The 26,322-nt window shown below is 71.9% G+C and carries 28 protein-coding genes; 14 read left to right on the top strand and 14 right to left on the bottom strand.

Annotation, left to right across the window (positions count from 1 at the left end):
* The 5 genes from H9I49_RS04800 to H9I49_RS04780 all read right to left on the bottom strand — a co-directional run bounded on the left by H9I49_RS04800 (position 1) and on the right by H9I49_RS04780 (position 4,682).
* Entirely contained in the window at positions 1–1,008 is a 1,008-nt protein-coding gene (locus H9I49_RS04800) for a carbohydrate ABC transporter permease (protein ID WP_188029145.1), read from the bottom strand.
* A 4-nt stretch (positions 1,009–1,012) separates the two neighbouring features.
* A complete protein-coding gene (locus H9I49_RS04795) occupies positions 1,013–2,299 on the bottom strand; it encodes a sugar ABC transporter substrate-binding protein (protein WP_188029144.1) in 1,287 nt (428 codons plus the stop codon).
* A gap of 132 nt (positions 2,300–2,431) precedes the next feature.
* Positions 2,432–3,529 carry a LacI family DNA-binding transcriptional regulator gene (locus H9I49_RS04790; protein ID WP_188029143.1) on the bottom strand — a complete coding sequence of 366 codons (1,098 nt, stop codon included), beginning with the start codon at positions 3,527–3,529 and terminating at the stop codon, positions 2,432–2,434.
* 317 nt (positions 3,530–3,846) lie between these two features.
* Positions 3,847–4,347, bottom strand: a complete 501-nt coding sequence (locus tag H9I49_RS04785; RefSeq protein ID WP_188029142.1) for a pyridoxamine 5'-phosphate oxidase family protein — start codon at positions 4,345–4,347, stop codon at positions 3,847–3,849.
* Complete coding sequence (locus tag H9I49_RS04780; RefSeq protein ID WP_188029141.1) at positions 4,344–4,682, bottom strand: VOC family protein; 339 nt, start codon at positions 4,680–4,682, stop codon at positions 4,344–4,346. Before H9I49_RS04780 ends, H9I49_RS04785 begins: the two co-directional genes overlap by 4 nt.
* Before the next feature lie 110 nt (positions 4,683–4,792).
* On the opposite strand from H9I49_RS04780, the gene H9I49_RS04775 reads away from it, so the two are divergent.
* The gene (locus H9I49_RS04775) at positions 4,793–5,752 is read left to right on the top strand and encodes a sigma-70 family RNA polymerase sigma factor (protein WP_188029140.1); all 960 of its coding nucleotides are present in this window, start codon (positions 4,793–4,795) and stop codon (positions 5,750–5,752) included.
* A 26-nt stretch (positions 5,753–5,778) separates the two neighbouring features.
* Positions 5,779–6,780 (top strand): patatin-like phospholipase family protein, encoded by a 1,002-nt coding sequence (locus tag H9I49_RS04770; RefSeq protein ID WP_370587428.1) that lies wholly within the window; start codon positions 5,779–5,781, stop codon positions 6,778–6,780.
* A gap of 24 nt (positions 6,781–6,804) precedes the next feature.
* On the opposite strand, the gene H9I49_RS04765 is transcribed toward H9I49_RS04770, so the two are convergent.
* Positions 6,805–7,575, bottom strand: coding sequence for a glycoside hydrolase family 16 protein (locus tag H9I49_RS04765; RefSeq protein WP_188029139.1), 771 nt, complete (start codon positions 7,573–7,575; stop codon positions 6,805–6,807).
* 121 nt (positions 7,576–7,696) lie between these two features.
* On the opposite strand from H9I49_RS04765, the gene H9I49_RS04760 reads away from it, so the two are divergent.
* The 3 genes from H9I49_RS04760 to H9I49_RS04750 are packed head-to-tail and all read left to right on the top strand — an operon-like array spanning position 7,697 to position 10,032.
* Complete coding sequence (locus H9I49_RS04760) at positions 7,697–8,131, top strand: DoxX family protein (protein ID WP_188029138.1); 435 nt, start codon at positions 7,697–7,699, stop codon at positions 8,129–8,131.
* Positions 8,132–8,175: 44 nt separating this feature from the next.
* Positions 8,176–9,201, top strand: coding sequence for a DNA polymerase IV (locus H9I49_RS04755; protein ID WP_188029137.1), 1,026 nt, complete (start codon positions 8,176–8,178; stop codon positions 9,199–9,201).
* Positions 9,202–9,234: 33 nt separating this feature from the next.
* Positions 9,235–10,032 (top strand): arylamine N-acetyltransferase, encoded by a 798-nt coding sequence (locus H9I49_RS04750; RefSeq protein WP_188029136.1) that lies wholly within the window; start codon positions 9,235–9,237, stop codon positions 10,030–10,032.
* A gap of 42 nt (positions 10,033–10,074) precedes the next feature.
* Here the strand turns inward: H9I49_RS04750 and H9I49_RS04745 are convergent, their stop codons facing one another.
* Genes H9I49_RS04745 through H9I49_RS04735 form a run of 3 tightly spaced genes read right to left on the bottom strand, consistent with a single transcriptional unit; the run spans position 10,075 to position 12,793 of the window.
* Positions 10,075–10,512: a VOC family protein gene (locus tag H9I49_RS04745; protein ID WP_188029135.1), complete on the bottom strand. Its 438-nt coding sequence runs from the start codon at positions 10,510–10,512 to the stop codon at positions 10,075–10,077.
* A 47-nt stretch (positions 10,513–10,559) separates the two neighbouring features.
* Positions 10,560–11,336, bottom strand: a complete 777-nt coding sequence (locus H9I49_RS04740) for a hypothetical protein (protein ID WP_188029134.1) — start codon at positions 11,334–11,336, stop codon at positions 10,560–10,562.
* Positions 11,337–11,371: 35 nt separating this feature from the next.
* Entirely contained in the window at positions 11,372–12,793 is a 1,422-nt protein-coding gene (locus H9I49_RS04735; protein ID WP_188029133.1) for a triacylglycerol lipase, read from the bottom strand.
* Positions 12,794–12,965: 172 nt separating this feature from the next.
* On the opposite strand from H9I49_RS04735, the gene H9I49_RS04730 reads away from it, so the two are divergent.
* On the top strand, positions 12,966–13,598 hold the full coding sequence (locus tag H9I49_RS04730; RefSeq protein ID WP_188029132.1) for a hemerythrin domain-containing protein: 633 nt from the start codon (positions 12,966–12,968) through the stop codon (positions 13,596–13,598).
* A 176-nt stretch (positions 13,599–13,774) separates the two neighbouring features.
* On the opposite strand, the gene H9I49_RS04725 is transcribed toward H9I49_RS04730, so the two are convergent.
* Positions 13,775–14,977, bottom strand: a complete 1,203-nt coding sequence (locus tag H9I49_RS04725) for a benzoate/H(+) symporter BenE family transporter (RefSeq protein WP_188029131.1) — start codon at positions 14,975–14,977, stop codon at positions 13,775–13,777.
* A gap of 16 nt (positions 14,978–14,993) precedes the next feature.
* Positions 14,994–15,794: an inositol monophosphatase gene (locus H9I49_RS04720; protein ID WP_188029130.1), complete on the bottom strand. Its 801-nt coding sequence runs from the start codon at positions 15,792–15,794 to the stop codon at positions 14,994–14,996.
* A 189-nt stretch (positions 15,795–15,983) separates the two neighbouring features.
* On the opposite strand from H9I49_RS04720, the gene H9I49_RS04715 reads away from it, so the two are divergent.
* From H9I49_RS04715 to H9I49_RS04705, 3 genes are all read left to right on the top strand, one after another.
* Positions 15,984–18,317 (top strand): immune inhibitor A domain-containing protein, encoded by a 2,334-nt coding sequence (locus tag H9I49_RS04715; protein ID WP_188029129.1) that lies wholly within the window; start codon positions 15,984–15,986, stop codon positions 18,315–18,317.
* Between the two features lie 293 nt (positions 18,318–18,610).
* Positions 18,611–19,840, top strand: coding sequence for a GNAT family N-acetyltransferase (locus H9I49_RS04710; RefSeq protein ID WP_188029128.1), 1,230 nt, complete (start codon positions 18,611–18,613; stop codon positions 19,838–19,840).
* Positions 19,841–19,975: 135 nt separating this feature from the next.
* Positions 19,976–20,389 carry an antitoxin gene (locus H9I49_RS04705; protein ID WP_188029127.1) on the top strand — a complete coding sequence of 138 codons (414 nt, stop codon included), beginning with the start codon at positions 19,976–19,978 and terminating at the stop codon, positions 20,387–20,389.
* Between the two features lie 90 nt (positions 20,390–20,479).
* On the opposite strand, the gene H9I49_RS04700 is transcribed toward H9I49_RS04705, so the two are convergent.
* From H9I49_RS04700 to H9I49_RS04690, 3 genes are read right to left on the bottom strand one after another with little or no spacing between them, the layout of a single operon-like run.
* Positions 20,480–21,409, bottom strand: coding sequence for a DUF4097 family beta strand repeat-containing protein (locus H9I49_RS04700; RefSeq protein ID WP_188029126.1), 930 nt, complete (start codon positions 21,407–21,409; stop codon positions 20,480–20,482).
* A 10-nt stretch (positions 21,410–21,419) separates the two neighbouring features.
* On the bottom strand, positions 21,420–22,061 hold the full coding sequence (locus H9I49_RS04695; RefSeq protein ID WP_188029125.1) for a response regulator transcription factor: 642 nt from the start codon (positions 22,059–22,061) through the stop codon (positions 21,420–21,422).
* Positions 22,049–23,293, bottom strand: coding sequence for a sensor domain-containing protein (locus H9I49_RS04690; protein WP_223128248.1), 1,245 nt, complete (start codon positions 23,291–23,293; stop codon positions 22,049–22,051). Before H9I49_RS04690 ends, H9I49_RS04695 begins: the two co-directional genes overlap by 13 nt.
* Before the next feature lie 175 nt (positions 23,294–23,468).
* On the opposite strand from H9I49_RS04690, the gene H9I49_RS23710 reads away from it, so the two are divergent.
* The 5 genes from H9I49_RS23710 (at position 23,469) to H9I49_RS04665 (ending at position 26,317) form a co-directional block, all read left to right on the top strand.
* The gene (locus H9I49_RS23710) at positions 23,469–23,870 is read left to right on the top strand and encodes an NINE protein (protein WP_188029124.1); all 402 of its coding nucleotides are present in this window, start codon (positions 23,469–23,471) and stop codon (positions 23,868–23,870) included.
* A gap of 185 nt (positions 23,871–24,055) precedes the next feature.
* Positions 24,056–24,556: a DoxX family membrane protein gene (locus H9I49_RS04680; protein ID WP_188029123.1), complete on the top strand. Its 501-nt coding sequence runs from the start codon at positions 24,056–24,058 to the stop codon at positions 24,554–24,556.
* 31 nt (positions 24,557–24,587) lie between these two features.
* Positions 24,588–25,052, top strand: a complete 465-nt coding sequence (locus tag H9I49_RS04675; RefSeq protein ID WP_188029122.1) for a hypothetical protein — start codon at positions 24,588–24,590, stop codon at positions 25,050–25,052.
* A 21-nt stretch (positions 25,053–25,073) separates the two neighbouring features.
* Complete coding sequence (locus H9I49_RS04670) at positions 25,074–25,784, top strand: dienelactone hydrolase family protein (RefSeq protein WP_188029121.1); 711 nt, start codon at positions 25,074–25,076, stop codon at positions 25,782–25,784.
* 92 nt (positions 25,785–25,876) lie between these two features.
* Positions 25,877–26,317, top strand: a complete 441-nt coding sequence (locus tag H9I49_RS04665) for a hypothetical protein (RefSeq protein ID WP_188029120.1) — start codon at positions 25,877–25,879, stop codon at positions 26,315–26,317.
* Positions 26,318–26,322: the final 5 nt, after the last annotated feature.

Here is a 26,322-nt window from a genome sequence, read left to right as displayed (position 1 = left end):
TCAGGTCCTCTCTCGCAGCAGCCGGAACTGGATGGCCGTGACGACGGCGATGACCACGAAGATCAGGTAGCTCATCGCCGACGCCAGCGCGTAGTTGCCGAAGCCGAACTGCTGGTACGTGTAGTAGGACAGCGAGATCGTGCTGTTGAGGGGCCCGCCCTTCGTCATGACGAACGGCTCCTCGAAGAACTGGAGATAGCCGATGGCGGTCGTGACCATGACGAACAGCAGCGTCGGACGCAGCAGGGGCATCGTGACGTAGCGGAACCGCTTCCACGCGCCGGCGCCGTCGATGGCGGCCGCCTCGTGCAGCTCGGCGGGCACGGCCTGCAGCCCGGCGAGGAAGATGATCATCGCCGTGCCGAAGTTGCGCCAGGCCGCCATGAGGATCATCGACGGCATCGACCACTTGGGGTCACCGAGCCAGTTGGGGCCGGTGATGCCGACCCATCCGAGCGCCGTGTTGATGAGACCACCGGGGTCCTGCAGGAGGAAGCGCCACACGACGGCGACGGCGACGATCGAGGTGATGACCGGCAGGTAGAAGCCGAGCCGGAAGGCCGCGCGGAAGCGGGTGATCCCCTTGTCCAGCGCGACGGCCGCGGCGAGCGCCATGACCAGGGTCAACGGCATCCCGACGAGGACGAAGTAGGCGGTGTTGGCGGCGGCCTTCCGGAAGAGCGGGTCGGACAACGCCTTCGTGAAGTTGTCGAGGCCGATGATGTTGACGGAGAAGGGCTTTCGCAGGTCACGGGACCTCGTGTCCGTGATGCTCATGAAGAGCGACTGGACCACGGGCCAGGCGGTGAACGCGAGGAAGAGCAGGCAGAAGGGGATCGCGAGGATCCATGCCGCCCGCCCCTCCCGCAGGGCGGACGAGCCGGCCGGCCTGCGGGACCCTCCGGTGTCGGCCCCGCGGGGCGACCTGTCGTCAGGCCGCCCCGGAGGCGTCGCCGCAGGTGGCGTCACGGGTCCGGTGGACCCGCTCGTGCCGGGCTGGGCGGTCATGGGATCACTGACCCGTCCCGATGGAGTCGGCCTGCTGCTGCGCCGCCTTGAGGGCCGCCGCCGGGTCGGCTCCGGTCTTCGTCACCTTCTCCATCTCGGTGTCGAGAGCCTTGACCGCCTGCTCCCACGTCGGGAACGACGGCGGTGCCTTGGCGGTCTCGAGCTGCTTGCCGAAGACGGCGAGCTTCTTGTCGGACGCGAGGGCCGGGTCCTGCCAGGCGCTCTTGACCGAGGGCAGGTCGGTCGAGATGGTGTACCACTTCGCCTGGACCTTGGGGTCGGCGAGCCACTGCACGAACTTCCAGGCCGTGTCGCGGTTCTTCGTGTTCTTGAAGACGACGAAGTTCGAGCCGCCGACGAAGGACGACGAGCCGGTCGTACCGGCGGGGATCGGCGCGACGTCGTACTTGTCCTTGAAGCCGGGCCCGCCGACCTTCTCGACCGCCGACATCATCCACGGGCCGGAGATGAACATCGGCACGGTGCCCTTGGCGAAGTCGGGCTCGGTCGTCGGGGTGGCGGGGGCAGCCTTGTTGGAGATGCCGTCGGTGAAGAACGACTGGTAGTACTTCGCCGCCTTGAGGATCTGCGGACTGTCGAAGTTGTACGCCTTGCCGCCGTCCTTCGTGAGGTCGGCGCCGTCGGACCAGGCGAACGGCATGAGGGTCTGCCACGAGCCCTCACCGCCGGCCTGCAGGCCGATGCCCCACTTGGCGCCGGCCTTGGTCTGCATGGCCTTGGCCATGTCCTTGAGGCCCTGCCAGTCTGTGGGTGCGGTGTCGAAGCCGGCCTTCTTGGCGAGGTCGGTGCGGTAGAAGAGGACGCGGGTCTCGACGTACCACGGGATGCCGTAGGACGTGCCGTTCACCTCGGTGGTCTTCTGCGCGCCCTCGAAGAAGGCGGACTTGTCGATCTGGGCGGGGGTCGGGTCGATGGCGTCGCTGCTGGCGAACTCACCCATCCAGGTCGTGCCGACCATGGCCACGTCGGGCGTCTTGCCAGCCGTGATGGCGGTCGTGAACTTGTCGTGCGCGGCATCCCACGGGATGGCGGTCACCTTGACCTTGACGCCGGGGTTCGCGGACTCGAAGTCCGCCGTCAGCTTGGGCAGGTTGTCCCCCTCGGCGCCCATCGCCCAGACGGTGATCTCTCCGGTGGCCTTGCCGGTGTCGACCGCGGCGCCGGTCTGGCCGGCGGTCCCGCCGCCGCCCTCGGGGCCACGACCGCAGGCGGTCACGGTCAGGGCCGCGGCCGTCATGCACGCGACGGTGATGGCTGTGGTGCGTCTCATCGGTCTCTCGCTTTCTCGGGTGTTCGTCGAGACGTTGTCGTTTCGCTTCGTGCGGTTGAGCAGCGGTGCTGCTCGGTGAGCTGCGGGTGGGAGCGAGCTCTGGGCGACGGCCCTGCCGTCACGTGCTGCGGGTCATCGGGTGCGCCGCTCGGTCGGGGGTGGGGTGCTTCGCGGGCTCGGGCAACCGCACGAGCCGCGGATGATCACCTGGGTCGGGAGGACCTGCCTCTCGGCGAGGGGCTCACCGCCCTGGACCCGGTGGTGAAGACGGTCGGCCGCGAGAACCCCGAGCTCCCGGACCGGCTGACGCACAGTGGTCATACCCGGACGCACGTAGCGTGAAGCCATGACGTCGTCCCAGCCGACGACCGCGACGTCGCCGGGGACCTCGCGACCGGCATCCTGCAGGCGGCTCATGATCGAGAGCGCGAGCTCGTCGTTGGCGCACACGACCGCGTCCGCCTCGATCTCACCGGCGAGGATGCGTTCGGCGACGGCCTCGCCCTCTCCCTCGCGGAACGGGACGCGCACGGGCTCGGCGGGCTGGACCCGGCGGGCCCGGTGGGCGGCGACGAAACCGGCGTGGCGTTCGTGGATGTCGGGCGCGATGTCGGGGTCACCGACGAAGACGAGCCGGGTGCGGCCATGGGCGAGGACGTGCTCGGTGAGCTCCTCGGCGCTGTGCGCGTTCTCGGCACCGACGGACTCGACGCCGTCCTGCGGCTCGCCGGTGATCATGACGACGGGCTTCTGGCCGTGCAGGGCGCGGGCGACGGGCGGCGGCATCGCGGCCGACCCGAACACGGCGATGCCGTCGACGCGTGTCGCGAGCTGGCGCACGGCGCGGGCGAGGTCGGCCTTGCCGTCGGTGAGCATGAGGGTGACGCTCTGGCCGAGGTCGGCCGCGCGCGACTCGAAGCCCATGAGCAGCTCGGAGTAGTACGGACCGGAGAGCTCGGGCAGGACGAGGCCGTGGGCCTCGTGCTGCCGGACGGCGAGGCTGCGTGCCGCGCCGAGCGGGACGTAGTTGAGCTCGTCGACGGCGGCGAGGACCTTCTCGGTCGTCTTCGACGAGACCGTGCCGGCGCCCTGCAGCACCCGCGACACGGTGGCGATGGAGACACCGGCGAGCTCGGCGACCGAGTAGATGGTCGTGCCGTTGGCACTGGCGGCCGGTGCCGCCGAGGGGGTCGTCGTGGGCCTGCCGTCCTGCTCGCCTGCCGCCGCCACGGATCCCACCTCTCGCGTCTCGTCGTTGAGTGATGCGTCGCGGCGTCGCGCCTGGTCACCCGGGCCACCGGGTGCTGTAAGCGCTTACATCCGCCTTTCCATCCTGCACACGTCTCGGCGCAGAGCGCAAGACCCGCCGGTGGGCGAGACGTCGCGCGAGGGGTCGGGAGGGCGTCGTCGACACCCTCCCGACCCCTCGCTCGCGGCCCCTCCGGGGGCCCATGGCGTATGCCGTGCGGCGCGTTCGTCCGACCCGCGCGCTCAGGCCCTGGATGCGCCGAAAGCCGTTGCGGGAGAATCTGTTCCGCCCTGGGGCGTCAGTCCTCCGCGTGGACCCACCGGCCCGCCACGAGGACGTCGCGGCCCCGCAGCTCGTTCTCCTCGCGCCAGGCCTGGATGCGGGTCGGGACGACCCGGAAGAAGAGGTATGTGGACCCCGTCTGGCGGGGGTCGAAACCCGTTCGCTCGGCGAAGCGGTCCGCCTCGGCGGGGTCGAGCTCACCGGTCGGGATGACCTCGACCGAGCCGTCGACCATGACGACGTCGCGGGTCGCGCCCAGCCCGATCCGCACGCCGGTCCCTGACGCGAGCCCCCGCCCCGCGATGCTCCGCTCCCCGGTCGCGAGCAGGATGGAGGACCCGTCCCAGACGAACGAGAGCGGCACGAGGTGCGGGGCGCCGGTCACGGGGTCCGCCGTGGCGACCCAGCAGTCGACCTCCCGGGACAGCAGCCCCTGCGTGTCGCGGACGCGCTCGGCCGTGGCCCGCGGCGGGGCCACCGACCCGGCCGGACGGCATTCGTCCTCGGTCGTCGTCATCCCTGCATCAGGCCGATCATGTTGCCGTCGGCGTCCGCCAGGACGGCCACGGTGCGCCCGCCGCCGACCTCCGTGGGCTTCTGGGTCACGGTCGACCCGGCCTCGACGAGGGAGGCGATCCTGGCCTCGAGGTCGTCGACGGACCAGTACGGCGTGGCGCCGGTGAGCCCCTTGCGGTGGCCGTTCGGGTCGAGCGCGATCTCCTGGCCGTCGACGTTGTAGCCGACGTAGTACGGCTCGTCGGTGTGCGGCGGCGCGCCCAGCAGGGTCGTGAAGACCCTCTTGGCGGCCTCGAGGTCGGCGACGGGGTAGATGAGGGTGTTCACGGCGGACATGATCTCTCTCCTTGTGCGGTGGTGCGCTTGGTGGTGGCGGTGCGGTGTCACATCGGGTGCCACCGGCTCGTCAGTGCTATGACGGACCACGAGCCGAGGATGTGACAACGATGGACGACCAGGTGCCCGACGAGGTGGACGACACGAGCGGGGAGCACTGGCTGGCCCGCGACTTCGAGGCGCACCGGCCGCGGCTGCGGGCGGTCGCCCACCGCGTGCTCGGCTCAGCGGCGGACGCGGACGACGCCGTGCAGGAGGCCTGGCTGCGCCTGAGCCGCAGCGACCCGGGCGACATCGCCAACCTCGGGGGCTGGCTCACGACGGTGGTGGGCCGGATCAGCCTCGACATGCTCCAGGCGCGCTCGTCGCGACGCGAGGACAGCTGGGACACCGAGCTCGCCGGGCTCGTCGCCGGCGGCGACCCACGCACAGCGCCGACGCAGCGACCCGTCCCGACCGCCGACCCGGCTCTCGAGGTCGAGCTCGCCGACAGCGTCGGGATGGCCCTTCTCGTCGTCCTCGACACGCTCGGCCCCGCCGAGCGGCTCGCCTTCGTGCTCCATGACCTCTTCGGTATGCCGTTCGAGCAGATCGCGGACATCATCGACCGGTCCCCGGCCGCCACGCGCCAGCTCGCGAGCCGCGCCCGCCGTCGCGTCCGCGCGGCAGGCCCGGAAGTCGGGGCCGGGGGAGGGGTCGGAGAGGCGGGTGGCGCACGGCCGCGCGCCGTCGTCTCGGCCTTCCTCAGCGCCGCGCGCGGCGGGGACTTCGCCGCTCTGCTCCGGCTGCTCGACCCCGACGTCGTCATGACGTCCGACGAGGCTGCCATCGCCATGGGCTCTCCGGCCGTGCTCGAGGGGCAGCTCGCGGTGGCCGAACGTTTCAGCGGCTCGGCCCAGGCGGCGCGCCTGGCGGCCTTCGACGGCGGGATCGGCGCGGTGTGGATGCTGCACGGGGCGCCGAAGGTCGCGTTCCGGTTCACGGTGCGCGAAGGACACGTCGTCGGCATCCATCTCGTCGCCGACGCCGCCCGGCTCGAGGCCTTCGACATCGACTACCTCCGCGACTGACGGACGGCAGTCGTATCGTCTGAGGCGTGGCAGACGGGATGCGTGCGGCGGTCGTCCTCGGATCGGGGGGCGCCCGCGGCTACGCGCACATCGGGGCCCTGGAGGTCCTGGCCGAGCGAGGCTTCGAGGTCGTGTCGCTGGCGGGCACGTCGATGGGCGCGCTGGTCGGAGGTGTCGCAGCAGCGGGCAAGCTCGCCGAGTACACCGAGTGGGCGCGCAGCCTGACCCAGCGCGAGGTGTGGCGCCTGCTCGACCTCAACATCGTCTCGCCCGGCGGCGCGATCAGGGCCGAGCGGATCATCACCAAGGTCGGCGAGATCCTCGACGGCGCGACGATCGAGAGCCTCCCGATCCCCTACACGGCGGTCGCGACGGACATCAACGCACGACGCGAGGTGTGGTTCCAGCGTGGACCGGTCGAGCACGCGATCCGCGCGTCCATCGCGATCCCCGGCGTCATCACGCCCGCCGTCATCAACGGCCGCGTCCTCGTCGACGGCGGCCTCATCAACCCGATCCCCATCGAGCCGACGGCGGCCGCGTCCGCCGACCTGACGGTGGCGGTGTCGCTCTCGGGCATGCGCACCTCGGGCGGCCAGACGACCCCGGTCAAGGAGTCGTCGGAGCCGGTCCCGCGCGAGGAGTGGACCACCCGGCTTCGGCGCAGCGCGGCCGAGGTGCTCGAGTCGGAGCGGGTGCGGGCCCTCACGAGCCGCTTCGGTGGGCACGCGCGCGACCTCGACGGCGACGCACCGCTGCCGGCCCCGGCCGTCGCCGAGGTCCCCCAGACCCCGTCCGAGGCCCTCGTCATGCGGCAGTCGGACCTGGGTCTCGTCGACCTCCTCAACATGTCGTTCGAGACGATGAGCGCCCTCATCTCGCGCTACCGGATGGCGAGCAACCCGCCCGACGTCCTCGTCACCGTCCCGTCCAACGCCGTGCGCACCCTCGACTTCCACCGCGCCGCGGAGATGATCGAGCTCGGCCGCCAGCTGACGACCGAGGCCCTCGACCACGCCGGCTACTGACGGCTACCAGCGGCCTGCTGACGGTTACTCGTAGCCGCGCACCCAGTCGACGACGAGCTCGGGCACGGCCTCGGCGTCGTGACCGTCGGACTTGTCGGGGAAGTCGAAGACGGCGAGCATGAGCTGGAGGGGGTAGGCCGGCGGTCGCGCGCAGGAGCGGACGAGCTGCCCGTCGACGTGGAAGTCGGCGCGCTCGACGTCCCAGCGAACGGCATACGTGTGCCATCCGGTGAGGTCGATCGGCAGGCGAGGCGCCGCGAAGTCCTCGGCCACCGCGGGGTCGCGGAACGGGTGCAGCCCCATGCCGACGGCCGTCGAGACGCCGGGCTCGACCGCGTCACCGAACATCTCCACGACGCAGATCTCGGCCGACTGCTCGGGCACGTGCTCGAGCCCGACCATCCACAGCGCGACCATCGAGCGGGGCGTGACGACCGCACGGGCGCGCAGCTCGACCCAGCCGTGGTCGGGCGTCCACCCCAGGTGCTCGGGCTGCTCCTCGCGGACGGTCTGGCCCTCGCGGAAGCGCTGCTGCCCCTGCGGGCTGCCGACGGGTCCGGACCAGCTGGCCGACTGGATGCCCGAGACCCGGATCGGTGGCGTGTGCTCGCCCTCGCACCAGACGGGATGGTCGACCGGCACGCGCAGGTGCAGGCACGAGTCGCGTACCTCATAGGACGCGGCAGTCCGGGCGCGCGAGCTCCAGGCCGGTAGGTAGTGGGGCACCCAGCTGCCGGCGTCGAGGTCGGGTGCGTCGAAGTGGTCCTCGAAGACGAGGACGCGCTCACCACTCATGGCGCCATCCTGCGGGTCGGCACCGACACCCGACCGTCATCTCGGCGACGCCTCTCGGCAGGCGCCCGTTTCGTCCGTTTTGTACGCTTGACGTCCAATTCACATTTCAACGAAGGACGTCATGCGCCCCCTCTCCTCCCTCCACCCCCGCGCCACCGACCTCGCCCTCGCCGTCGCCCGCCTCGTCATCGGCGTCGTCTTCATCGCCCACGGCTGGCAGAAGATCGGCCAGAACGGCATCGCCGTGACCCAACAGGCCTTCGCCGGCATGGGCGCACCCGCCCCCGACATCAGCGCCGTCGTCGCGGCCGTCATCGAGCTCGCCGGCGGCGTCCTGCTCGTGGCAGGCCTGCTCACGCCGCTCGCCGGGATCCTGCTGGCTCTCAACATGCTGGGCGCCTACCTCATCGTCCACCGCGGCTCGCCCGTCTTCGTCACCGACGGTGGCTGGGAGCTCGTCGGCGCACTCGGCGTCGCGAGCCTCGTCCTCGCCGTCACCGGGCCGGGCCGCTTCAGCATCGACGCGCTCGTGCGCCGCCGCACCGCGACCGCCTGACGGGATCCGGTCCCGCTGTCGGCGCGACGCGCCACAGTGGTGGGGTGATCCTGCACGCCGACGCCGACGCGTTCTTCGCCTCGGTCGAGCAGCGCGACGACCCTCGGCTGCGCGGGCGGCCGATGGTCGTCGCGCACGAGGTCGTCGCGTGCCCGTCCTACGAGGCCCGTGCGCTGGGCATCCATGCCGGTATGCCGCTTCGCCAGGTCCAGCGCCGCTGGCCCGACATGCTCGTCACCGGCTACCGCGGCGAGGCCTACGAGGAGGCGTCCGCGCGGCTCTTCGAGCTCTTCCACCGCTTCACTCCCCTCGTCGAGCCGGGCTCGATGGAGGAGGCCTTCCTCGACGTCACCGGCCGCGACCGCGGCGACGTCGGCGGCATGGCGACAGCGCTGCGCGCCGCGGCCCGGGCCGAGGTCGGGCTGCCCGTCTCGGTCGGCGCGGGAAGCACCAAGCTCATGGCCAAGCTCGCGAGCCGGCGCGCCAAGCCCGACGGGGTCGTCGTCGTCGATGCCGAGCTCGAGGCGCGCGTGCGACCACGGCTGCGCCTCGACGAGCTGTGGGGCGTCGGCCCGACGAGCTACGAGAAGCTCCACGCCGCGGGCCTGTTCGTCGTCTCGGACCTGCACGGACTCACCGAGGACGACCTCAAGAAGGTCGTGACGACGGCCATGGCCCGCAGGCTCGTGTCGATCGCGGCCGGCACCGACGACGCGACGATCCGCCTGCCCGGACCACGGAGGTCGGTGAGCGCGAGCCGGTCGATGGCCTCGACCCGCACGCGGTCCAAGGTCGTCGCCGTCCTGGACGAGTGCGTCGGCCGGGCCGCGACCCGCGTGACCGGTCTCGACGGGCCTGTCCGGCTGCCGCACCGCCTCGAGGTGCAGGTGCGCTACGACGACGGCACCGTCGTCGTCGAGCGCGGGCCGCTGGACGAGGCGACCCTCGACCCAGCACGCCTGCGGACCGCGGCCGGGCACCTGCTCGAGCAGACGGCATACGAGTGGGACGGCCGTGGCGTGACGATGGTCGGCGTGACGCTGCCGCTGCCTGTCCCCGGGAAGGCTTGACCTCAAGTGGGCGTGAGGTCGCAGCATGGTCGCGTGAACGCCCCGACGACCACTGACGCCCTGACCGACGCCGAGGCCACGGCCTACCTCGCCCGCCTCGGCGTCGCTGCGCCCGAGGCGCCGACGCTCGGTGCGCTCGTGTCGCTGCACCGAGCGCACCTCATGACCGTGCCCTTCGAGAACCTCGACATCCCGCTCGGTCGCCCGATCCGACTGGACCGGGCGTCCTTGCTGCGCAAGGTCGTCGACGCGCGACGCGGCGGCTACTGCTACGAGCTCAACGGTCTCTTCGCACTGCTGCTGCGCAGCCTCGGGTATGCCGTCGACCTCGTCTCCGCGCGCGTGTCGCTCCCGGGCGGCGGGCTGACCCCGGAGTTCGACCACGTCGCCCTCGTGGTCACCTCCCCCGACCTGGCCGAGCCGGTGCTCGCAGATGTCGGGTTCGGTGACGCGTTCATCGAACCGCTGCCGCTGCGCGACGGCTTCGAGCGTGACGAGCGCGGCAAGGACGTGGGACTCGTGCGCCGGGGTGACGCCTGGCACTACCGCGAGCGGACCGGGGGCGGCGACTGGCACGACCAGTTCGTCTTCACCACCGAACCGCACCCGCTCGCCGACTTCGAGCCGCGCAACGAGTGGCAGCAGACCTCGCCCGAGAGCCACTTCACGCGGCAGCGCGTGGCGTCGCGGCTCACGCCGACCGGCCGGGTCACCGTGAGCGGGCAGCGGCTCATCACGAAGACGCACGGCCGGCGGGAGGAGCTGGAGCTCGCCGACGACGCTGCGGTCGAGGCCGCGCTCGCCGAGCAGATCGGCCTCGTCGTAGCCTGACGCCGGCGCGGGTGTCGGGCTGCGGTGATGGGGCGCGGGCGCTCAGTCCCAGGCGTCCTTCGTCGGGCGGCAGAGGCAGAACGGGTGGCCGGCAGGGTCGGCGTAGACACGAAAGCCCCGGTCCGGCTTCGGCTGCGGCGGCTCCATCGGGTCGAGCGCCGTGCCGCCGAGTGCGAGCACCCGCTCGTGCGCGGCGGCGATGTCCGCGACGACGAAGTCGATGTGTGCCTGCTGCTGCCCGCGCGGCCAGTCGGGTGATCGGTGGTTCTGCGCGAGCTGGGTCGCGATGCGCGGGCCGTCCCAGACGACGTTGAACCAGTCGCCGTCGGGGTCGGCCTCGACGGTGCCGCCGAGCAGGTCGGCGTAGAACTGGGCGACGCCCGCAGCGTCGGCGCAGTCGAGGGCGACACAGTCCCAGGTCACGGTGGGGGCCGTCGCTGGGCTCGGTGCGGTCGGGGCGGTGCGGGACGGGTCACTCATGGGCTTCTCCTCTGGTCGGGCTCTCGGTCCCTTCCAGACAACCACGGTCAGAGGTCGTAGCCGGCGATCGAGTCCTCGGCCATCTCGGCGACCCGCTCGGCGATCTTCGGTCCCAGCCTCTCGAGGTTCCTCGCCGAGATGGCCAGCACGACGCCCCGCCTGAACATGCTGGCCTCCTGGTGGGTGAACTTGAAGAAGAGCACCTGCGTCAGGGTCTTGCTGGCCTCGATGCGGAAGTCGACCGACCGCAGGGCCGCGGCGCCGTCGCTCTCCGCCTCGACGTTCGCGACGGAGAAGCCGACGCTCGTCGCGCTCTTGCCGCGTCGGTCGAACAGCGTGATCCACTTCGAGTCCTCGTTCATGGCCTGCAGCGAGCTCAGCGCGGCCGTCACGATCGCGAGCGCTGCCGGCACCGGCCCGAGCACGACGGCGATGACGTCGAGGATCTTCTGGTGCACGACCGAGCCGGACACGCTCTCCTCCGACCACGCGGACGCGCTCTCGCGCAGGCTCCAGCCCGTCGCGAGCATCACGTCGAGGTACTCGTCCGCCCACTGCGCGGAGTCCGTGCCCTTCGGGTGCTTCTTGGTCGCGGCCCGCTGGGCGAACAACATCCAGTCGCTGACGGCATTGCGCACCTGCGCCGACACGCCCTCGGGGAATGCGACGACGTCGGAGTCGACCACCGCAGCCTGCGGCTTCGTCGCGTCGAGCTCGGGGGCCTCGTCGCCGACGCCCTCGAGGCCCCGCTCCTGCCAGACGTCGGGCACGTCGATGTCGATGTCGCGGATGGCTTGGAGCGCCTTCGACAGTTCCTCGGCCATGTCGTACTCCCTTCCGTGCAGTGTCCGGTCAGCGCTCAGCGTGTCGGCTTCGGCCAGACGACCGTCGTCGAGGTGACGGGTCGCACGGTCGAGGACCTCTCGGTGCCCGCGACGACGACCGAGTGCGTGCCGGCCGGGAGGTCGGCGAAGGTGGCGACGCCGTGCCCGCGGCGCAGCGCCGGCTCGGCCTTGGCGAGGACCTTGCCCTTGGCGCTGCGCACCGTCACGGTGACGGCCTTGCGCGGCGGGTCGGCGTCGGCGTTGTCGGACTCGAGGTCGAAGCTCACCTTGAGGGCCTGCCCTGTCGTGATCAGGTCGGGCACCACGGCGCGGACGTTGGTGTCCCTGATGTCGCGGCGCCGGATCGGCTGCGCGGTGAGGATCTCCTGCACCTGGTCGAGGACGAACTGGTTGCACTGCAGGTTCGTGTGCTGCTCGGGCACCCGCACGGCGAGGTTGGTGTCGAGGCTCTCGCCGAGACCGACCGCACCGGTCAGCGAGACGGTGCCGTCGCCGTAGTCGTTGTCCGGGCCGAACGTCTGCGAGGTCACCGCCCGTCCGCCCTGCAACGTCACGGTCGTCTGGCTCGGCTGCCGGATGCCGACGACCATGTGCGACATCGTCCGGCTCGCCGCCCGCGCCGACTCGGCGGCCTGGAGGTCGGTGTGGAAGGCCATCGCGTCCGCCACCATCGCGGTGCTGACGTTGGGGACCGACACCTCCGTCGTCTTGGCCCACCCGTTCGACGTGCCGATGCACGCGTACTCCGGGAGCAGCTGGAAGAGCGACGGCATGCTGCGTGAGAACTCCGTCAGGTCGATGGAGAGCGGACCGATGCCCTTCTTGACGCCGTTGACCAGCTGCTCGAGGGCGTCGGTCGCGCCCCGCCACGGGGTGCCGAGCGTGATGAGCTTGCGGGTCACCTCGGCGCCGCCGCACTTCTCGATGTACCAGCGGGCGACCAGCCCACCCATGGAGTGGCAGACGAAGACCAGCTTGGCGTCCGCGTACTCGCCGCCCTGTGCGCGCAGCCGCTCGAGCGCCGGCTCGACGACGGTCTTGAGGCGCTGCCCGTTGTAGCGGTTCGACAGGCGCCAGTCGTAGGCGTACGTGATGAGGGTGGCCGGCTTGGCGCCGTCGCCGCGCGTGTAGCCCTGCTTCTCCAGGGCGTCGACGAGCACGTCGTAGCCGCGGATCGGCGTCCAGATCCCCGGCAGCGCATGCACGTCCGGCATGAGCGCGACCGGCTCCACGCCGTCGCCGGGGTGCTCGTCGCCGATCCCCTCGGGCAGCACCTTCTTGAGGATCGACCGGCCGCCGGTCAGCAGCTTCCAGATCGCACCGGCGCTCGGCGCCCAGATGAGGTTGGCGCTCGGGGGTGACCCGTCCTGACCCCTGACGCCGAGGGTGCTCCCGGTGATGCCGGGAAGCACCACGACCAGATCGTTGCTCGTCATCAGACCCACCGTTCATCAGCCCTGTTGGTGAACTGTCCCGAACAACGGTGGCACCACCCGGCGCGCCTGATACGCGAAACGGCGAAGCCCGTGGCTGCGCGTCCGCTCGGGTCGCACGGGTCCGGGTCGGGCAGAGTGGGACAGGACCGAGCCCGACGACAGAGAGGCACCCGTGGACATCACCGACGTCATCCTTCGCCAGCACGACGAGCAGCGACGGATGTTCGCGATGCTCGAGGAGTGGCCGCGCGACGACGACGAGGGGCTGGCTGCGATCTGGAAGCGGCTCGAGATCCTCCTCGAGGTCCACGCCGAGGCCGAGGAGCGCTACTTCTACCCCGAGCTGCTGCGGCTCGGGACGGGCGGCGCCGACGCCGAGTCGGTCGACGAGGAGGTCGAGGACGCCGTCAAGGACCACAACGACATCCGCAAGGCGGTGCGCAGGGTGGGTCGCTGCCGGACCGGGTCGGACGCCTGGTGGACGGCCGTCGTCGACGCGAACGTGCACAACAGCGACCACATGGGCGAGGAGGAGCGGCAGGACCTCGCCGACTTCCGCCAGCGCGCGAGCCTCGAGCTGCGCCACGAGATCGCGCTGCAGTTCCTGCGCTACGAAGCCCTGCGGTGGGCCGACGGCATCACGCCGCGTGACAAGGACCCCGAGGGCTACGTCGAGGGGAAGCGCACGACGAAGGCGTCGCCGACCGCGAAGAAGGCCGCGCGCGCGGCGAGGAAGGCGGCCAAGACCGCGCCCGCCCGCGCTGCCGCCTCGAAGAAGTCCTCCCCCGAGACCGCCGAGGCCTGACCCCGCTCGACGCCTCCCCCACCCCCGCCCGGGGCCTGCCTGCCCCACCCCCGCCGGCTTCCCCGTTTCGCGCGCTCATCCGTGGAGCGCGCGAAACAGGCTCCAGGCGCGTGAGATGTCGCGCGCTCGACGTCCACATCGCGCGCTCGGATCATGAGCGCGCGAAACGTGGGCCGTCAGGGGGTGGGGCGAGGGAGGCGGCGGGTCCTGGCGAGGCGCAGGGACACGAGGACGACGACGCCGGCGAGCAGGCCCCAGAAGGCCGCGCCCACGCCGGCGACCGTGACACCGGACGCGGCGACGATGAGCGTGACCGCACCGGCCTCGCGGGCGTGTGTGTCGGCGAGTGCCGCGGCCGCTGAAGCGGCGAACGTGCCGAGCAGCGCCAGCCCCGCGATCGTCTCGATGAGGCCGTCGGGTGCCGAGCGAGCCACGGCCGTGACGAGACCTGCGAGAGGCCCGAACGCGAGGTAGGTGACGCCGCACGAGACGCCGGCGACCCACCGACGGCCGCGGTCCGGGTGTGCCTCGGGCCCGGCTGCGAGGGCCGCGGAGATGGCGGCGAGGTTGACCGCGTGCGCGCCCCCGAACGCTCCGGCCACGGTCGCGCCGCCCGTGTAGAGCAGCGGCCCCCGGATGCCGGGCCGGTAACCGAACGACGCCAGCACCGCCATGCCGGGGATGTTCTGGCTCGTCATCGTGACGACGAACAGCGGCAGCCCGATCGCGACGAGAGTCGTGACGTCCCACACCGGGGCGACCGGCACGACCGCCGGTGCGGCCGCGGACAGGTCGAGCCGGCCGAAGACGCCCTGCACGGCCATGACCACGACGGCCGCGACGAGGGCGCCGATGACGGCCCAGCGGCGGGCGACCGCGACGAGCACGAGCCACGTCACCATGACGGGGGCGATCGCGGCGGGCGCGGCCACGACGGCCCGGAAGGGCGCGGCGCAGAGCGTCAGCAGCACGCCGGCGAGCATCGCGCTCGCGAGCGGGGTCGGGATCGCCTCGACGAGCCGTTCGAGCGGTCGCACCAGTCCGCACAGCGCGAGCAGCACGCCGCACAGCACGAATGCGCCTACGGCAGAGGCGAATCCACCCGCCGGCACGGTGGCGGCCGCGAGCAGGGCCGCACCCGGTGTCGACCAGGCCATCGTGACCGGCATCCGCAGCCGCCACGAGAACAGCACGCAACCGAGGCCCATCGTCACGCACAGCACGAGGAGGCCCGACGCGGCCTGCTCCGGGCTGGCGCCGACCGCCTGGAGACCCGTCAGGACGACCGCGAAGGAGCTCGTGAAGCCGACCAGCCCGCACACGACCCCGGCGAGCACCGTGTGCGCGGTGGACGGGCCGGCCGCACCCGCGGACCTCATTGCTGCACCAGGGCGCTCAGCGAAGGTGGGCGCTCGAGGCGAGCGCACGGCATACCTGCTCGTATGCCGTGTGGCTGCCGGCGGCGACGAGCCCGGGCGGCGCGAGGTCGCGCGGCGAGTAGGCCTGCCCCGCAGTCGTGCCCAGCGCGCCACCGGCCTCGGCGAGCAGGAGCGAACCGGGCACGTGGTCCCACGGGGCAGCGCGCGCGTAGAGGATGTAGTCGGCCGCACCCTCGACGAGCTTGGGGTAGTCGATGCCGCACGACACCCACGTCAGTGCCATCGGCTCCAGGCCCTCGAGCGCCTGGCCGATCCAGGCGCGGCGTGAGGTGCGACCCCGGAGGCCGCCGCTGGGCGGTGCGGGGACGGTCAGCCGGCGCGACCCCTCGGCGTCGTGGCGGTAGGTGCCGGCGCCGCGCTCGGCGACGTAGGCGAGCTCGTGCTGCGGCTGCCAGATCCACGCCCGGACCGCCTCGCCGTCGCGGGTCTCGCTCACCATGACCGCGTGGTCCTTCGAACCGTGGACGAAGTTCTTCGTGCCGTCGACGGGGTCCACGGTGAACGCGTGGTCGGCGGCGGCGTAGCGCGTCAGGAGGTCGGGGTCGGTGGCGAAGGCCTCTTCGCCGAGCACGACCGCCTCGGGGTGGGCCGCGTTGATCGCCGCGGTGATGAGGACCTCGGCCTCGCGGTCCGCGTCGGTGACGAGGTCGCCGGGGCGCTTCTCGTGGATCTCGCCCGCGGCGAGAGCCCGGAAGCGCGGGTTGATGACCTCGTCGGCCACGTCCTTCAGGAGGCCCAGCACCTCGTCCGTCTGCACCGCCCCAACCTAGCGACCTGCCGCAGATTCTCCGGTGCCCGTCCAGATTCGGACCCCCGAAAGCCCCAACGAGGCCCGAACGGGTGCAAGACTCGCGACTGGCCCCTCGTCAGGACAGGTGCGACGGACCGGACCCTTCTCGGGGGAGGAGAGGCCGACCGGCCCCCTGATTCGCATGGAAGGACCATCGTGAACAGAGCTGCCACCACGGCGCTCGTCGGATCGGCCGTCGCCGCAGTCATTGCGGCCGCAGCCGGACCGGCAGGCGCCGTCACCACCGCCGCAGCGCCGGCGGCACCGAGCGCCGCCGGCGCCGTCACCACCGCCGCCGCAGCGAGCGGAACGGGCAGGAGCGCGCGGCCCGACAACCGCCCCGGGCCCCTGACGAAGACCTGGGTCGCCCAGCGCAAGGCCGCCATCGACCTCGTGTCGAAGGGTCAGGCCTCCGTGAGCTCCGACGGTGTCGTCGAGCTCGCCGACGGCAAGTCGGTCGAGGTCGAGACCGTGAAGACCGACAAGATCTTCACCATCCTCAGCGAGTTCGGCGACCAGAGCGCGGGTCGGTTCGGGACCGTCCCCGGGCCGCTGCACAACGAGATCCCGAAGCCGGACCGCACCAAGGACAACTCGACGACCTGGGCACCCGACTACGACACGGCGTACTACGAGGGCCTCTTCAACGGCGCCGGCGAGTCGATGAAGGGCTACTACGAGGCCCTCTCGAACGGGCAGTACTCCGTCGTCAACACCGTCTCCGACTGGGTCAAGGTGCCCTACAACGAGTCCTACTACGGCGACAACGCCGTCGAGGACTTCGGCGGCTCATGGCAGTTCATCTCCGACACGGGCAACGCCTGGTACGACTCGCAGGTCGCGGCCGGCAAGACCCCCGCCGAGATCGACGCGTACCTCGCGCAGTTCGACGTCTGGGACCGCTACGACTGGGACCACGACGGCAACTTCGACGAGGCCGACGGCTACATCGACCACTTCCAGGCGGTGCACGCGGGCCAGGGCGAGGACGCCGGTGGCGGCGCGCAGGGCGAGGACGCCATCTGGTCGCACCGCTGGTACGTCAACGGCGACGACTTCGGCCTCACCGGCCCGGTCCTCGACGGCAAGGACAACTTCATGGGTGGCAGCCGCATCGGCCAGTCGAAGTACTGGTTCGGCGACTACACGACCGAGCCGGAGAACGGCGGCCTCGGCGTCTTCTCGCACGAGTTCGGACACGACCTCGGCCTGCCCGACTACTACGACACGGCGGGCGGTGAGAACGGCACGGCGTTCTGGACGCTCATGAGCTCGGGCTCGTGGCTGGGTCACGGCGCCGCCGCCAACGAGGGCATCGGCACGACCCCGGGCCTCATGGGGCCGGAGGAGAAGCTCTTCCTCGGCTGGCTCGACCACTCCACGGTTGCCGCCGGCGGTTCGGGCAGCTACACGCTGAACCCGGCGCAGCTGCACGTCGACGGCAAGGACCAGGCCGTCAAGGTGGACCTTCCGGCGAAGACCGTCGAGAAGGCCTACACGACACCGGTGTCGGGCACGCACTCCTGGTGGACGGGAAGCGCGGACGACCTCAACGAGACGCTGACGCGCTCGGTGCCGTCGGCCGGCCGGGTCACCGTCCAGGCCAAGGCGTGGTACGAGATCGAGGCCGGCTTCGACTACCTCTACGCCGAGTACTCGCTCGACAAGGGCGCCACGTGGCACCGGGCCGGTCAGGCCGTCGACGGCGACTCCTCCGGGAAGTGGACGTCGTTGCGCTGGTCGTACGCCGCGAACGGTCCGTCGATGTTCCGTCTGCGCTACCAGACCGACGGCGGGGTGCATCTCGCCGGAGCCTTCATCGACGACATCGTGGTCAGGTCGGGCGGCACGACGCTGCTGACCGACGACGTCGAGTCGGGCGCCGACGGCTGGAGCGCCACCGGCCTGTGGAAGATCAGCACCGGCACCGAGACCGGCTCGTTCGAGAACTACTACCTGCTCGAGAACCGCGAGTACGTCGGCTACGACCAGACGCTGGCCCAGGGCCCGTACCAGTTCAGCGAGGCGTACACGCGCCCCGACTGGGTGGAGTTCTTCCGTTTCCAGAACGGCATGCTCGTCTGGTACGTCGACCACTCGGTCGAGGACAACAACACGTCGGTGCACCCGGGCAGCGGTCTCGCCCTGCCGGTCGACGCGCGCCCCGCGAAGTTCACGTATCCCGACGGGTCGGCTCCGAGCAACCGGCGCCAGCCGTTCGACGCGACCTTCGGCCTCGAGGCGACCGACGCCACGTGCCTGCACAAGCAGGTGCTCTCGGGCAAGGGCAAGTCGCAGACGGTCGAGACCGTCGCGGCGTGCGCACCGTCGACGGCCGGTATGCCGACGTTCGACGACACCGAGAAGGACGCCTACTGGAGCAGCACCAACCCGCAGAACAGCGTGAAGGTCGCCGGACACGGCGTGAAGGTCACGGTGACGGGTGACGCCGGCACCGACCTCACGGTGTCGGTGACGAACCCCGCCTGAGCGGGACACCGGCCGCACACACGGTCCGGGGGCCGAGGACGACCGTCCTCGGCCCCTCCGCAGGCGCCCTGCGTCTCGCGTCGCATGACGCGTGTTCGTCCCGAGGTCGCATTGGGTACGGTAGAGGCCGGTACGCAGCCTGTGGAGGGGAAGCGGGCCAACGGACCGGGAGCCAGCATGCTGGCTCCCGGTCTTTCTCGTCCGGGGACGTCGACCGTGGCCCCCGGAGCCCTCCGGGCCCGGCCGCACAAATCTGGCTGACGTCGCCACGTCCCGGCTGGCAGGCTGACGCCGTGAACGCGACCTCATCGACCCCCACGCACCACGCCGACGCCGACGCCGAGCCTGCCGACGCCGACGCCGAGCCTGCCGACGCTGCCGACCCCGCTGACCTCTCGGTGACGCCCCTGTCGGACGGCGTCGTCACCCTTCGGGCGCACTCCCTCGAGGACGCCGACGCGATCGCCGAGCAGAGCAACGACGCCGAGAGCCTGCGATGGACGACCGTCCCGCGGCCCTACACGCGCGAGAACGCCGTCTGGTTCATCGAGGACAACCTGAAGGCCTGGGGCTCGGCCGACGCGAAGCGCACGTGGGCGATCGAGTGGACCGACGACGACGGCACGCCGCGCTACGGCGGCACGATCGACCTGCGCCCGACCGGGGCGCCCTCGGCCGGTGAGCTGGGGTTCGGGCTTCACCCCGACGCCCGCGGCCGGGGTGTCATGGCGCGCGCGGTCCGGCTGGTCGTGGCGTACGCGTTCGCCACACCCGTGTGGGGCGCCCCGGTCACCCGGGTGCACTGGCGCGCGGTCGCCGGCAACTGGGGATCCCGGCGGGCGGCGTGGGCGGCGGGCTTCACCTTCCACGGCACGATCCCGGGCAGCCACCCCGACCCCGACGGCGGCCCCGAGGCCCTCGACACGTGGACCGCCAGCATCACCCCCGGCGAGCCGCTGACCCCGCAGACGCCGTGGCTCACGGCGGTCCCGATCGAGGGCGAGCACGTACGGCTGCGCCCGTGGCGCCTCGACGACGTCGACGCGGTCGAGCCGCGCGACGACGACCCCGAGCACTGGATGCCGTCCCGGTCGATCCTGCGCCGCGAGACGTTCCCGACGTGGGTCCGCAACCGTGAGGAGCGGATGGCCGAGGGCACGGGCATCGACTGGTGTGTCGCCGACCTCGAGACCGATCGTGCGCTCGGAGGGGTCACGGTCTTCAGCCGCGGCGGACCCGTGAGTGACGTGGCCGAGCTCGGCTACCAGTTCTTCCCGAGCGCCCGCGGCCGCGGCGCCGCCAAGGAGGCCGCGCGGCTCGCGGTCGGGCACGCGCTGGCGCCGACGAGCGAGGGCGGGCTCGGCCTGCGTCGCCTCGTCGCCGAGACCGCCGCGGACAACGAGGCGAGCAACGCGGTGCTCCGCGCGGCGGGCTTCGTCGTCTTCGGGCGCGAGCACGCCGTCGACCGGCTGTCGAGCGGCGGCTGGGGCGACGGCCTGCACTGGGAGCTGCTCCCCGACTGACGGTCGTCGCAGCCGGTCGGGGTCACTCGGGGTCGAATCGGGGTCGACCCGGGTTGTGGCAGGTGGCCGCCTGGGATGAGAGTGGATGCAGTGAGCCTGACGAGTGGGTCGGGCCGATGCAGATGAGGAGACACCGTGTCATTCGGTGAGCAGCTGAAGCACAAGGCGGACGAGGTCCACCTCCAGGAGAAGGCCAAGGACTTCGGCGATGCCGTGGTCGAGCTGGCCAAGGCCGCGATGTCGCTGGCTGCCGGCTACGCCCACGAGAACCGGGGCAAGGTCGACAGCGCCCTCGACAAGGCGGAGGCCAGGATCGAGGAGCGGACCGGCGGCAAGCACGCCGACACCCTCACCAAGGTCCGCGCCTCGGTCGACAAGGGCATCGACAAGCTTGTCGAGAAGCACGACGCGACGACGGCGTCCCCCACCGGGGCCGGGTCCTCCGCGTCCTCGGCGTCCTCCGCGTCCTCGGCGTCCTCCGCGTCCTCCGTCCCCGACGACAAGCACAGCGCCTTCGACGACGAGTCCCCCGCCGGCAACCCCAGCTGAGCCGGCGCACCCCCGGGGCCGTATGCCGCCGAATTCCTTCGGCGGCATACGGCTTCGTCGTGTGTGCCCGACGACAGGTTCAGCGGCGGGTCAGCGGTAGTCCACGTCGATGTCGCCGGAGCCCGTGTTGACGAGCATCCGGTTGGTGCTCGACGGGTCGGTCGCGATCGAGACCTGCTCGTCGCCGGAGCCGGTGTCAGTCGTCACCGCATAGTCAGCTCCCGGTGGCACGGCGATGCTGACGTCGCCCGAGCGGGCAGTGAGCTGTACCGAGGGGACCGCGGTGGCGAGCTCGAGGTCGATGTCGCCGCTACCGACCTCGCCGGCGACGGTCTCGGCGTCGAGGTTCGCCGCCTCGACGTCACCGGACCCGACCTCGAGCGTGAGGCCCCCGAACGAACCGGTGAGCGTGGTGTCGCCCGACCCGTTGTGGACGGCGACGTCCGTCGAACCGGGCACCGTGATGACGTAGTCGACCGAGCACCACCCGAGGAAGCCGTTGCAGTCGGCGTCGAGGGTCAGGGTCGAGCCGACGAGCTCCTCGCCCGCGGTCGGTTCGCTCGATCCCGGTCCCCACGACAGGTGTCTCGAGACCTGGACCTTGCCCGGCTCACCGCCGCCGATGACCTCGATGTCGTTCGCGCCGCCCTCGATCGTGAGCGCGCCCGTCGGCCGGGAGTACGTGTGCTGCTGGTCGACGTCGCGCCAGAGGCCGCCGGTCAGCGAGTCCCAGGACAGCACACCGAACCCGCTCGAGAGCAGCAGCGTCGCGCCGAGTCCCGCGACGAGCCAGGACCGACGGACCGACGGCGGCTGGGGCCGGCCCCCGTCCGCTGCGACCTCGGCCGGCGCCTCGGCGCGCGGCGCCGTCAGGGTCGGGCGCAGCCACGAGTCGCCGTAGGGGCCGTCGCCGTGCAGCGTGTCGCCGTGGATGCGGTCGTCGGGCACGGGCGGTCCGGCAGGCGCGGTGGGTCGCGGGCCGGGCGTACCCGGTGTCGAGGTGGGCTCGTGGTGGCTCATCGTGGATCCCCTATTCCGAGAGGTACTGCAGGACGGCGAGGACGCGGCGGTGGTCGCCGGCCGTCGTGGGCATGTCGAGCTTGGTGAAGATGGCGTTGACGTGCTTGGCGATCGCGCTCTCGCTGACGTGCAGCGCGCGGGCGATGCCGGTGTTCGACCGGCCCTCGGCCATGAGCGAGAGGGTCTCGCGCTCGCGGTCGGTCAGCCGGTGCAGTGGGCTCTTGTCGCGCCTCAGCAGCAGCTGCGCGACGACCTCCGGGTCGAGCGCCGTGCCGCCGTCAGCGACCCGGCGGAGGGACTCGACGAACTCGCCGACGTCGGCCACGCGGTCCTTGAGCAGGTAGCCAACGGACGAGGTCGTGCTGGCGAGCAGGTCTGCGGCGTAACGCTCCTCGACGTACTGGCTGAGGATGAGGAGCGCGACGTCGGGCCACTGGGCACGGATGACGAGCGCCGCGTGCAGTCCCTCGTCGGTGTGCGTCGGCGGCATCCGCACGTCGAGCAGGGCGAGGTCCGGCTGGTGGCGCTCGACCGCGACGAGAGCGGCCTCGGCGTCACCGACGGCCTCGACGACCTCGATGCCGTTGGCGGCGAGCAGACGGATCAGCCCGTCCCGCAGCAGGATCGAGTCCTCGGCGATCACGACCCGCATGGCAGCTCCGCCCTGAGCACGGTGGGTCCGCCTGCGGGGCTCGTGACGGCAAGGCTGCCGTCGACGGCAGCGACGCGGTTCGTGAGCCCGGTGAGGCCCGTGCCGGAGCCGGCGGCCGCGCCGCCGTGCCCGTTGTCGGTGACCTCGACGACGAGCCGCTGGGCGTCGGACGTGACACGCACCGCGGCCGACGTCGCACCGGAGTGCTTCGCGACGTTGGTCAGCGCCTCGGACACGACGAAGTACGCGACGGCCTCGAGGGTCCGCGGGGGCCGCTGCGCGAGGAGGACGTGCAGGCTCGTCGGCACGGGCGAGCGGGCGACGATGCCGGAGAGGGCTGCGTCGAGGCCGCGCTCGTCGAGGACCGCGGGGTGCAGCCCGCGGACGAAGCCGCGCAGCTCGGCGAGCGCCTGCTTGGCCTCGTCGTGCGCCTCCTCGATGGCACGCCGGGCCTCGGGTGGGGCGTCGGCGGCGAGGGTCGAGCGGGCCATGCCGAGGTTGAGCGCCAGGGAGGTGAGCCGTTGCTGGGCGCCGTCGTGCAGGTCACGCTCGATGCGGCGGCGCTCGGCGTCGGCCGCGTCGATGACTCCGGCGCGGGTCTGCTCGAGGGCGGTGACTCGCGGGCTCAGCTGCTCGCCGCGCGTCTCACCGAGCATCGGCCGCATGATCGCGAGGTCGAGGACGGCGAGCCGCCGTGCGAGCCACGGCGCGACGAGGACACAGCCGACGCCGAAGACCGCCTCGCCCCAGATCTGCCCGACGCCCCGGACGGTGCCACCCGTGGTGGCGATGTCGGGACTGACCCGCAGCCACAGCGGCGACGACGCGAGCACGAGGCCGCCACCCCAGCAGAAGGCGACGAGCGCGGCCGACAGCGCGAGGACCGTGGGCGCGACGAACGCGTGGTAGGTCAGCTGGCGCCACGTCGTCGCCCGCCCCAGCCGCGCGAGCCACTCCCGCCAGCCGCCGGCGGCAGGCTCGATGGGCGGCTCGACGACGACCCCTAGCAGGGCCTCCGCGCGCGCCCGGTGCCACCGGCTCAGGCCCTCGGAGAGCACGAGGAGCAGCCCGAGCAGCGCCACCCCGACCACGACGACGACCAGCCCCGTCGCCAGACCGATCAGCGTCCACACGACGGGTGCCGCGAGCGCGGCGACGACCCCACCGAGCACCACGTATGCCGTGTGGCGCGGGGCGATCCAGCGCTCGGCCCGGCTGCGGTTCGTGGTCACGCGACCACCGTAGGGCGCGGCCTCGCCCCCGGGCCATGACGTTTGTCCCCGACCGGACCTGCAGAAAAGTACAGCCCCGAAACGGGTGTGTGCCTGCTGTGCCGGCCACCCGGCATACTCCATGCTGGTGCCAGCGCCGGTCCGCACGACGACTGGCAGGTCCTCGGAGGTCGTCATGAGCCAGCAGCCCGCCCCACGCGAGATCCCGGCCGGGTGGTACCCCGACCCCGCGGATGCGCAGCAGTCGCGCTACTGGGACGGCAACGCATGGACCGACCAGGTCGGGCCCCAGCTGCCTCCGGCGGCCGCCGCTCCCCCGCTGACCGTTGCGTTCGTCCCCGCGACCCATGACGCGAACGGCTACCCGGTCAGTGACCGCTCCCGGTTGGCGGCAGCACTGCTGTGCTTCTTCGTCGGCTGGCTCGGCGTGCACCGGTTCTACGTCGGCAAGGTCGGCACCGGCATCGTCCAGGTGCTGACCTTCGGCGGCCTGGGCATCTGGACCCTGGTCGACCTGATCCTCATCCTCGTCGGCACCTTCCGCGACAAGCAGGACCGGACGCTCCTCAACTGGTGACGCGCCCCCCGCGTGAATCAACCCTGCTGTCAAGCGAATTCAGGCTGACGATCGCGAGCGTCCGATTTGCCCCGGACGGTTGGTCTTTGGTCTAGGTACGTCGACTCAAACACCGCCCGGCTCGTATCTGTGGGCGGCGCACTCCTTCTGAGGACTCGACACATCGACCTCAAGGAGAATCCACCATGTCCCAGCTCGTCCTCGACGCGCCCGCCCAGTCCCTGACGGTGAAGGCCACCGCGGCCGTCGACCGCCTCCAGGCGTTCCTCGTCGCCTACAGCCTGCACGCCCTGCGGATCAGCCTCGGGCTGGTCTTCCTCGGCTTCGGCGTCATCAAGTTCGTCCCCGGCCTCAGCCCGGCGGAGGCCATCGCCTCGGCGACGATCGACCGTCTGACCCTCGGGCTCGTCTCGGGCCACAACGCGGTGCTGCTCACGGCCGTCACCGAGACCGTCATCGGCCTCACGCTCGTCACCGGCAGGTTCCTCCGCGTCGGTGTGCTCGTCCTCGGCGGCGCGCTGACCGGCATCACGGCGCCGCTCGCGCTCTTCACCGCCGAGCTCTTCCCGCACGGCCCCTCGCTCATGGGCCAGTACGTCCTCAAGGACATCGTCCTGGCTGCGGCCGCGCTCGTCGTCGCCGCGTACGCCCTCGGCGCCCGGCTGCGCGACGGCTCGGACGCCTGACCCGGCCACCTGCCCCGACGAAGGAGCTGTCATGACCACCCTGGCTGCACCCACCCCGCTCACCGTGCTGACCTCGCCGGTCCTGCCCCACCTCTTCGACTCGCCCGCCGACTACCGGCGCCGGTTCGGACTGGGGCAGGGCCGCCGGGTCCACCGGTTCCCGGCCGCCACCTACCTCGACCGACGGGTCGCCCGCGAGGAGCGAGCCATCGCCCTGGAGTCCCTCGAGACGTCCGACCGGGCGGCCTCGCGGCGAGTCGCGGGGCTCGGCGTGACGGGCGTCCTGCTCGTCGCCGGCATCGTCGGCCTGCTCGTCACCGGGCGTGCCGCGTCCGGCACAGGCCTGCTCGCACTGTGGGGTCTGGGCGGGGCGACGGTCGTCGTCAGCATCGTCCTCGTCGCTGTGCTGCGCGGGCACGAGCGAGAGCATGACGCGCTCGTGCAGCGGGTCCAGCTGTACGAGGCACGCCTGCGTCAGCTGCGGCCCACCCGCTGAGCCTCGCCCATACTGGGCGTCATGACGGAACACGTGACGATCCCGACCGATGCCGGCGAGATGCCCGCCCACCTGTGGCTCCCGCCGAGCGGTCTCGGTCCGGGGATCGTCGTGCTCCAGGAGATCTTCGGCGTGAGCGGCTACATCCAGCGCCGCGCGGCCCAGCTCGCCGAGCTGGGCTACGTCGTCGTCGCCCCCGAGATCTTCTGGCGGCTGGGTGTCACCTCGCCCATCGAGGGGGAGGACGCCCTGCAGCAGGGCATGGGTCTGGTCCAGCGCCTGGACTGGCAGGCCGCCGTGACCGACTCCGCCGCGACCGTCGAGTGGCTGCGCGAGCGCGACGAGGTCACCGACGGTGTCGGCGCGGTCGGCTTCTGCCTCGGCGGCGGCCTCGGCTACAACCTCGCCGCGCATCTCGAGTCCCGTGGGTCCGCCCCGCTCGACGCCCTCGTCAGCTACTACGGGTCCGCGCTGCCCGGCCTCCACGACCTCATGACCGTCACCGCGCCGAGCCTGCACCACTTCGGGCTCGCCGACTCGTACATCGACACCGACACCGTGCGGCGCATCGAGGCGTCCCTGTCGCAGCAGCCCGACACGGTCTTCCTGACGTACGCCGGCGCCGACCACGCGTTCGACAACGACGACCTGCCGTTGCACCACCCCGCGGCGTCGGTCCTCGCGTGGACGAGGACCGTGGACTTCCTCCGCGAACGCCTTCCCGTGGCCTGAGCGCGGGCGCCGCGCACCCCGGGGAGGCCGAACGGGTATGGGCCGGGGGAATGCTTCTCGCTGGAGCGGACCCGAGACGGAAGAGGCGCACGGTGACCGCTGAGGACGGGCAGACCGGCGAGCCGGACCCGCGCCGGCGGATCAAGCGGTCCCAGCCGGGTCGGGCCCGCCGCTATGCCTTCCGCATCGCGCGGCTCGCGTGCTCGGTGACCGGGGTCCGGGACCACGTCGCCCTCGACATCGCGCAGCGTGGGCTCGACCGGCCGACGGAGATCGCCGAGCTCGTCCGCCTCTGGGAGCTCGAGCGCGAGCTCGAGTCCGCGTGCGCCGCCCAGCTCGGCGCCGACCCGTCGTCGTCCTCCCCAGCCCAGCTGCAGCGGCATCCGGTATGCGTCGAGGCGCGTGCGGTGGCGGCCGTGATCGCGGCGCTCAGGCCGGACCCCGTCATGGCGGCGACCGAGGCGACGCGCGAAGCTCTCGCAGCCGGGTGCGCGTGGGGCGAGGTCAAGGCCGCGGCCGACGAGCTCCTCTGAACCGC

Origin of the sequence: Terrabacter sp. MAHUQ-38 (genome assembly GCF_014518425.1) — a bacterium.
GTDB lineage: Bacteria > Actinomycetota > Actinomycetes > Actinomycetales > Dermatophilaceae > Terrabacter.
The sequence above is the reverse complement of the archived record's forward strand: the minus strand, read 5'-3'. Positions and strand labels throughout refer to the sequence as shown.

Bases quoted from the DNA above. Each gene is read 5' to 3' on its own strand.
- H9I49_RS04740 (WP_188029134.1), bottom strand. From the start codon at position 11,336: ATGGCCGAGGAACTGTCGAAGGCGCTCCAAGCCATCCGCGACATCGAC.
- H9I49_RS04760 (WP_188029138.1), top strand. From the start codon at position 7,697: ATGCGCCCCCTCTCCTCCCTCCACCCCCGCGCCACCGACCTCGCCCTC.
- H9I49_RS04695 (WP_188029125.1), bottom strand. From the start codon at position 22,061: ATGCGGGTCGTGATCGCCGAGGACTCGATCCTGCTGCGGGACGGGCTG.
- H9I49_RS04765 (WP_188029139.1), bottom strand. From the start codon at position 7,575: ATGAGTGGTGAGCGCGTCCTCGTCTTCGAGGACCACTTCGACGCACCC.
- H9I49_RS04670 (WP_188029121.1), top strand. From the start codon at position 25,074: ATGACGGAACACGTGACGATCCCGACCGATGCCGGCGAGATGCCCGCC.
- H9I49_RS04795 (WP_188029144.1), bottom strand. From the start codon at position 2,299: ATGAGACGCACCACAGCCATCACCGTCGCGTGCATGACGGCCGCGGCC.
- H9I49_RS04735 (WP_188029133.1), bottom strand. From the start codon at position 12,793: ATGACGAGCAACGATCTGGTCGTGGTGCTTCCCGGCATCACCGGGAGC.
- H9I49_RS04700 (WP_188029126.1), bottom strand. From the start codon at position 21,409: ATGAGCCACCACGAGCCCACCTCGACACCGGGTACGCCCGGCCCGCGA.
- H9I49_RS23710 (WP_188029124.1), top strand. From the start codon at position 23,469: ATGAGCCAGCAGCCCGCCCCACGCGAGATCCCGGCCGGGTGGTACCCC.
- H9I49_RS04675 (WP_188029122.1), top strand. From the start codon at position 24,588: ATGACCACCCTGGCTGCACCCACCCCGCTCACCGTGCTGACCTCGCCG.
- H9I49_RS04780 (WP_188029141.1), bottom strand. From the start codon at position 4,682: ATGTCCGCCGTGAACACCCTCATCTACCCCGTCGCCGACCTCGAGGCC.
- H9I49_RS04785 (WP_188029142.1), bottom strand. From the start codon at position 4,347: ATGACGACGACCGAGGACGAATGCCGTCCGGCCGGGTCGGTGGCCCCG.
- H9I49_RS04800 (WP_188029145.1), bottom strand. From the start codon at position 1,008: ATGACCGCCCAGCCCGGCACGAGCGGGTCCACCGGACCCGTGACGCCA.
- H9I49_RS04775 (WP_188029140.1), top strand. From the start codon at position 4,793: ATGGACGACCAGGTGCCCGACGAGGTGGACGACACGAGCGGGGAGCAC.
- H9I49_RS04725 (WP_188029131.1), bottom strand. From the start codon at position 14,977: ATGAGGTCCGCGGGTGCGGCCGGCCCGTCCACCGCGCACACGGTGCTC.
- H9I49_RS04745 (WP_188029135.1), bottom strand. From the start codon at position 10,512: ATGAGTGACCCGTCCCGCACCGCCCCGACCGCACCGAGCCCAGCGACG.
- H9I49_RS04680 (WP_188029123.1), top strand. From the start codon at position 24,056: ATGTCCCAGCTCGTCCTCGACGCGCCCGCCCAGTCCCTGACGGTGAAG.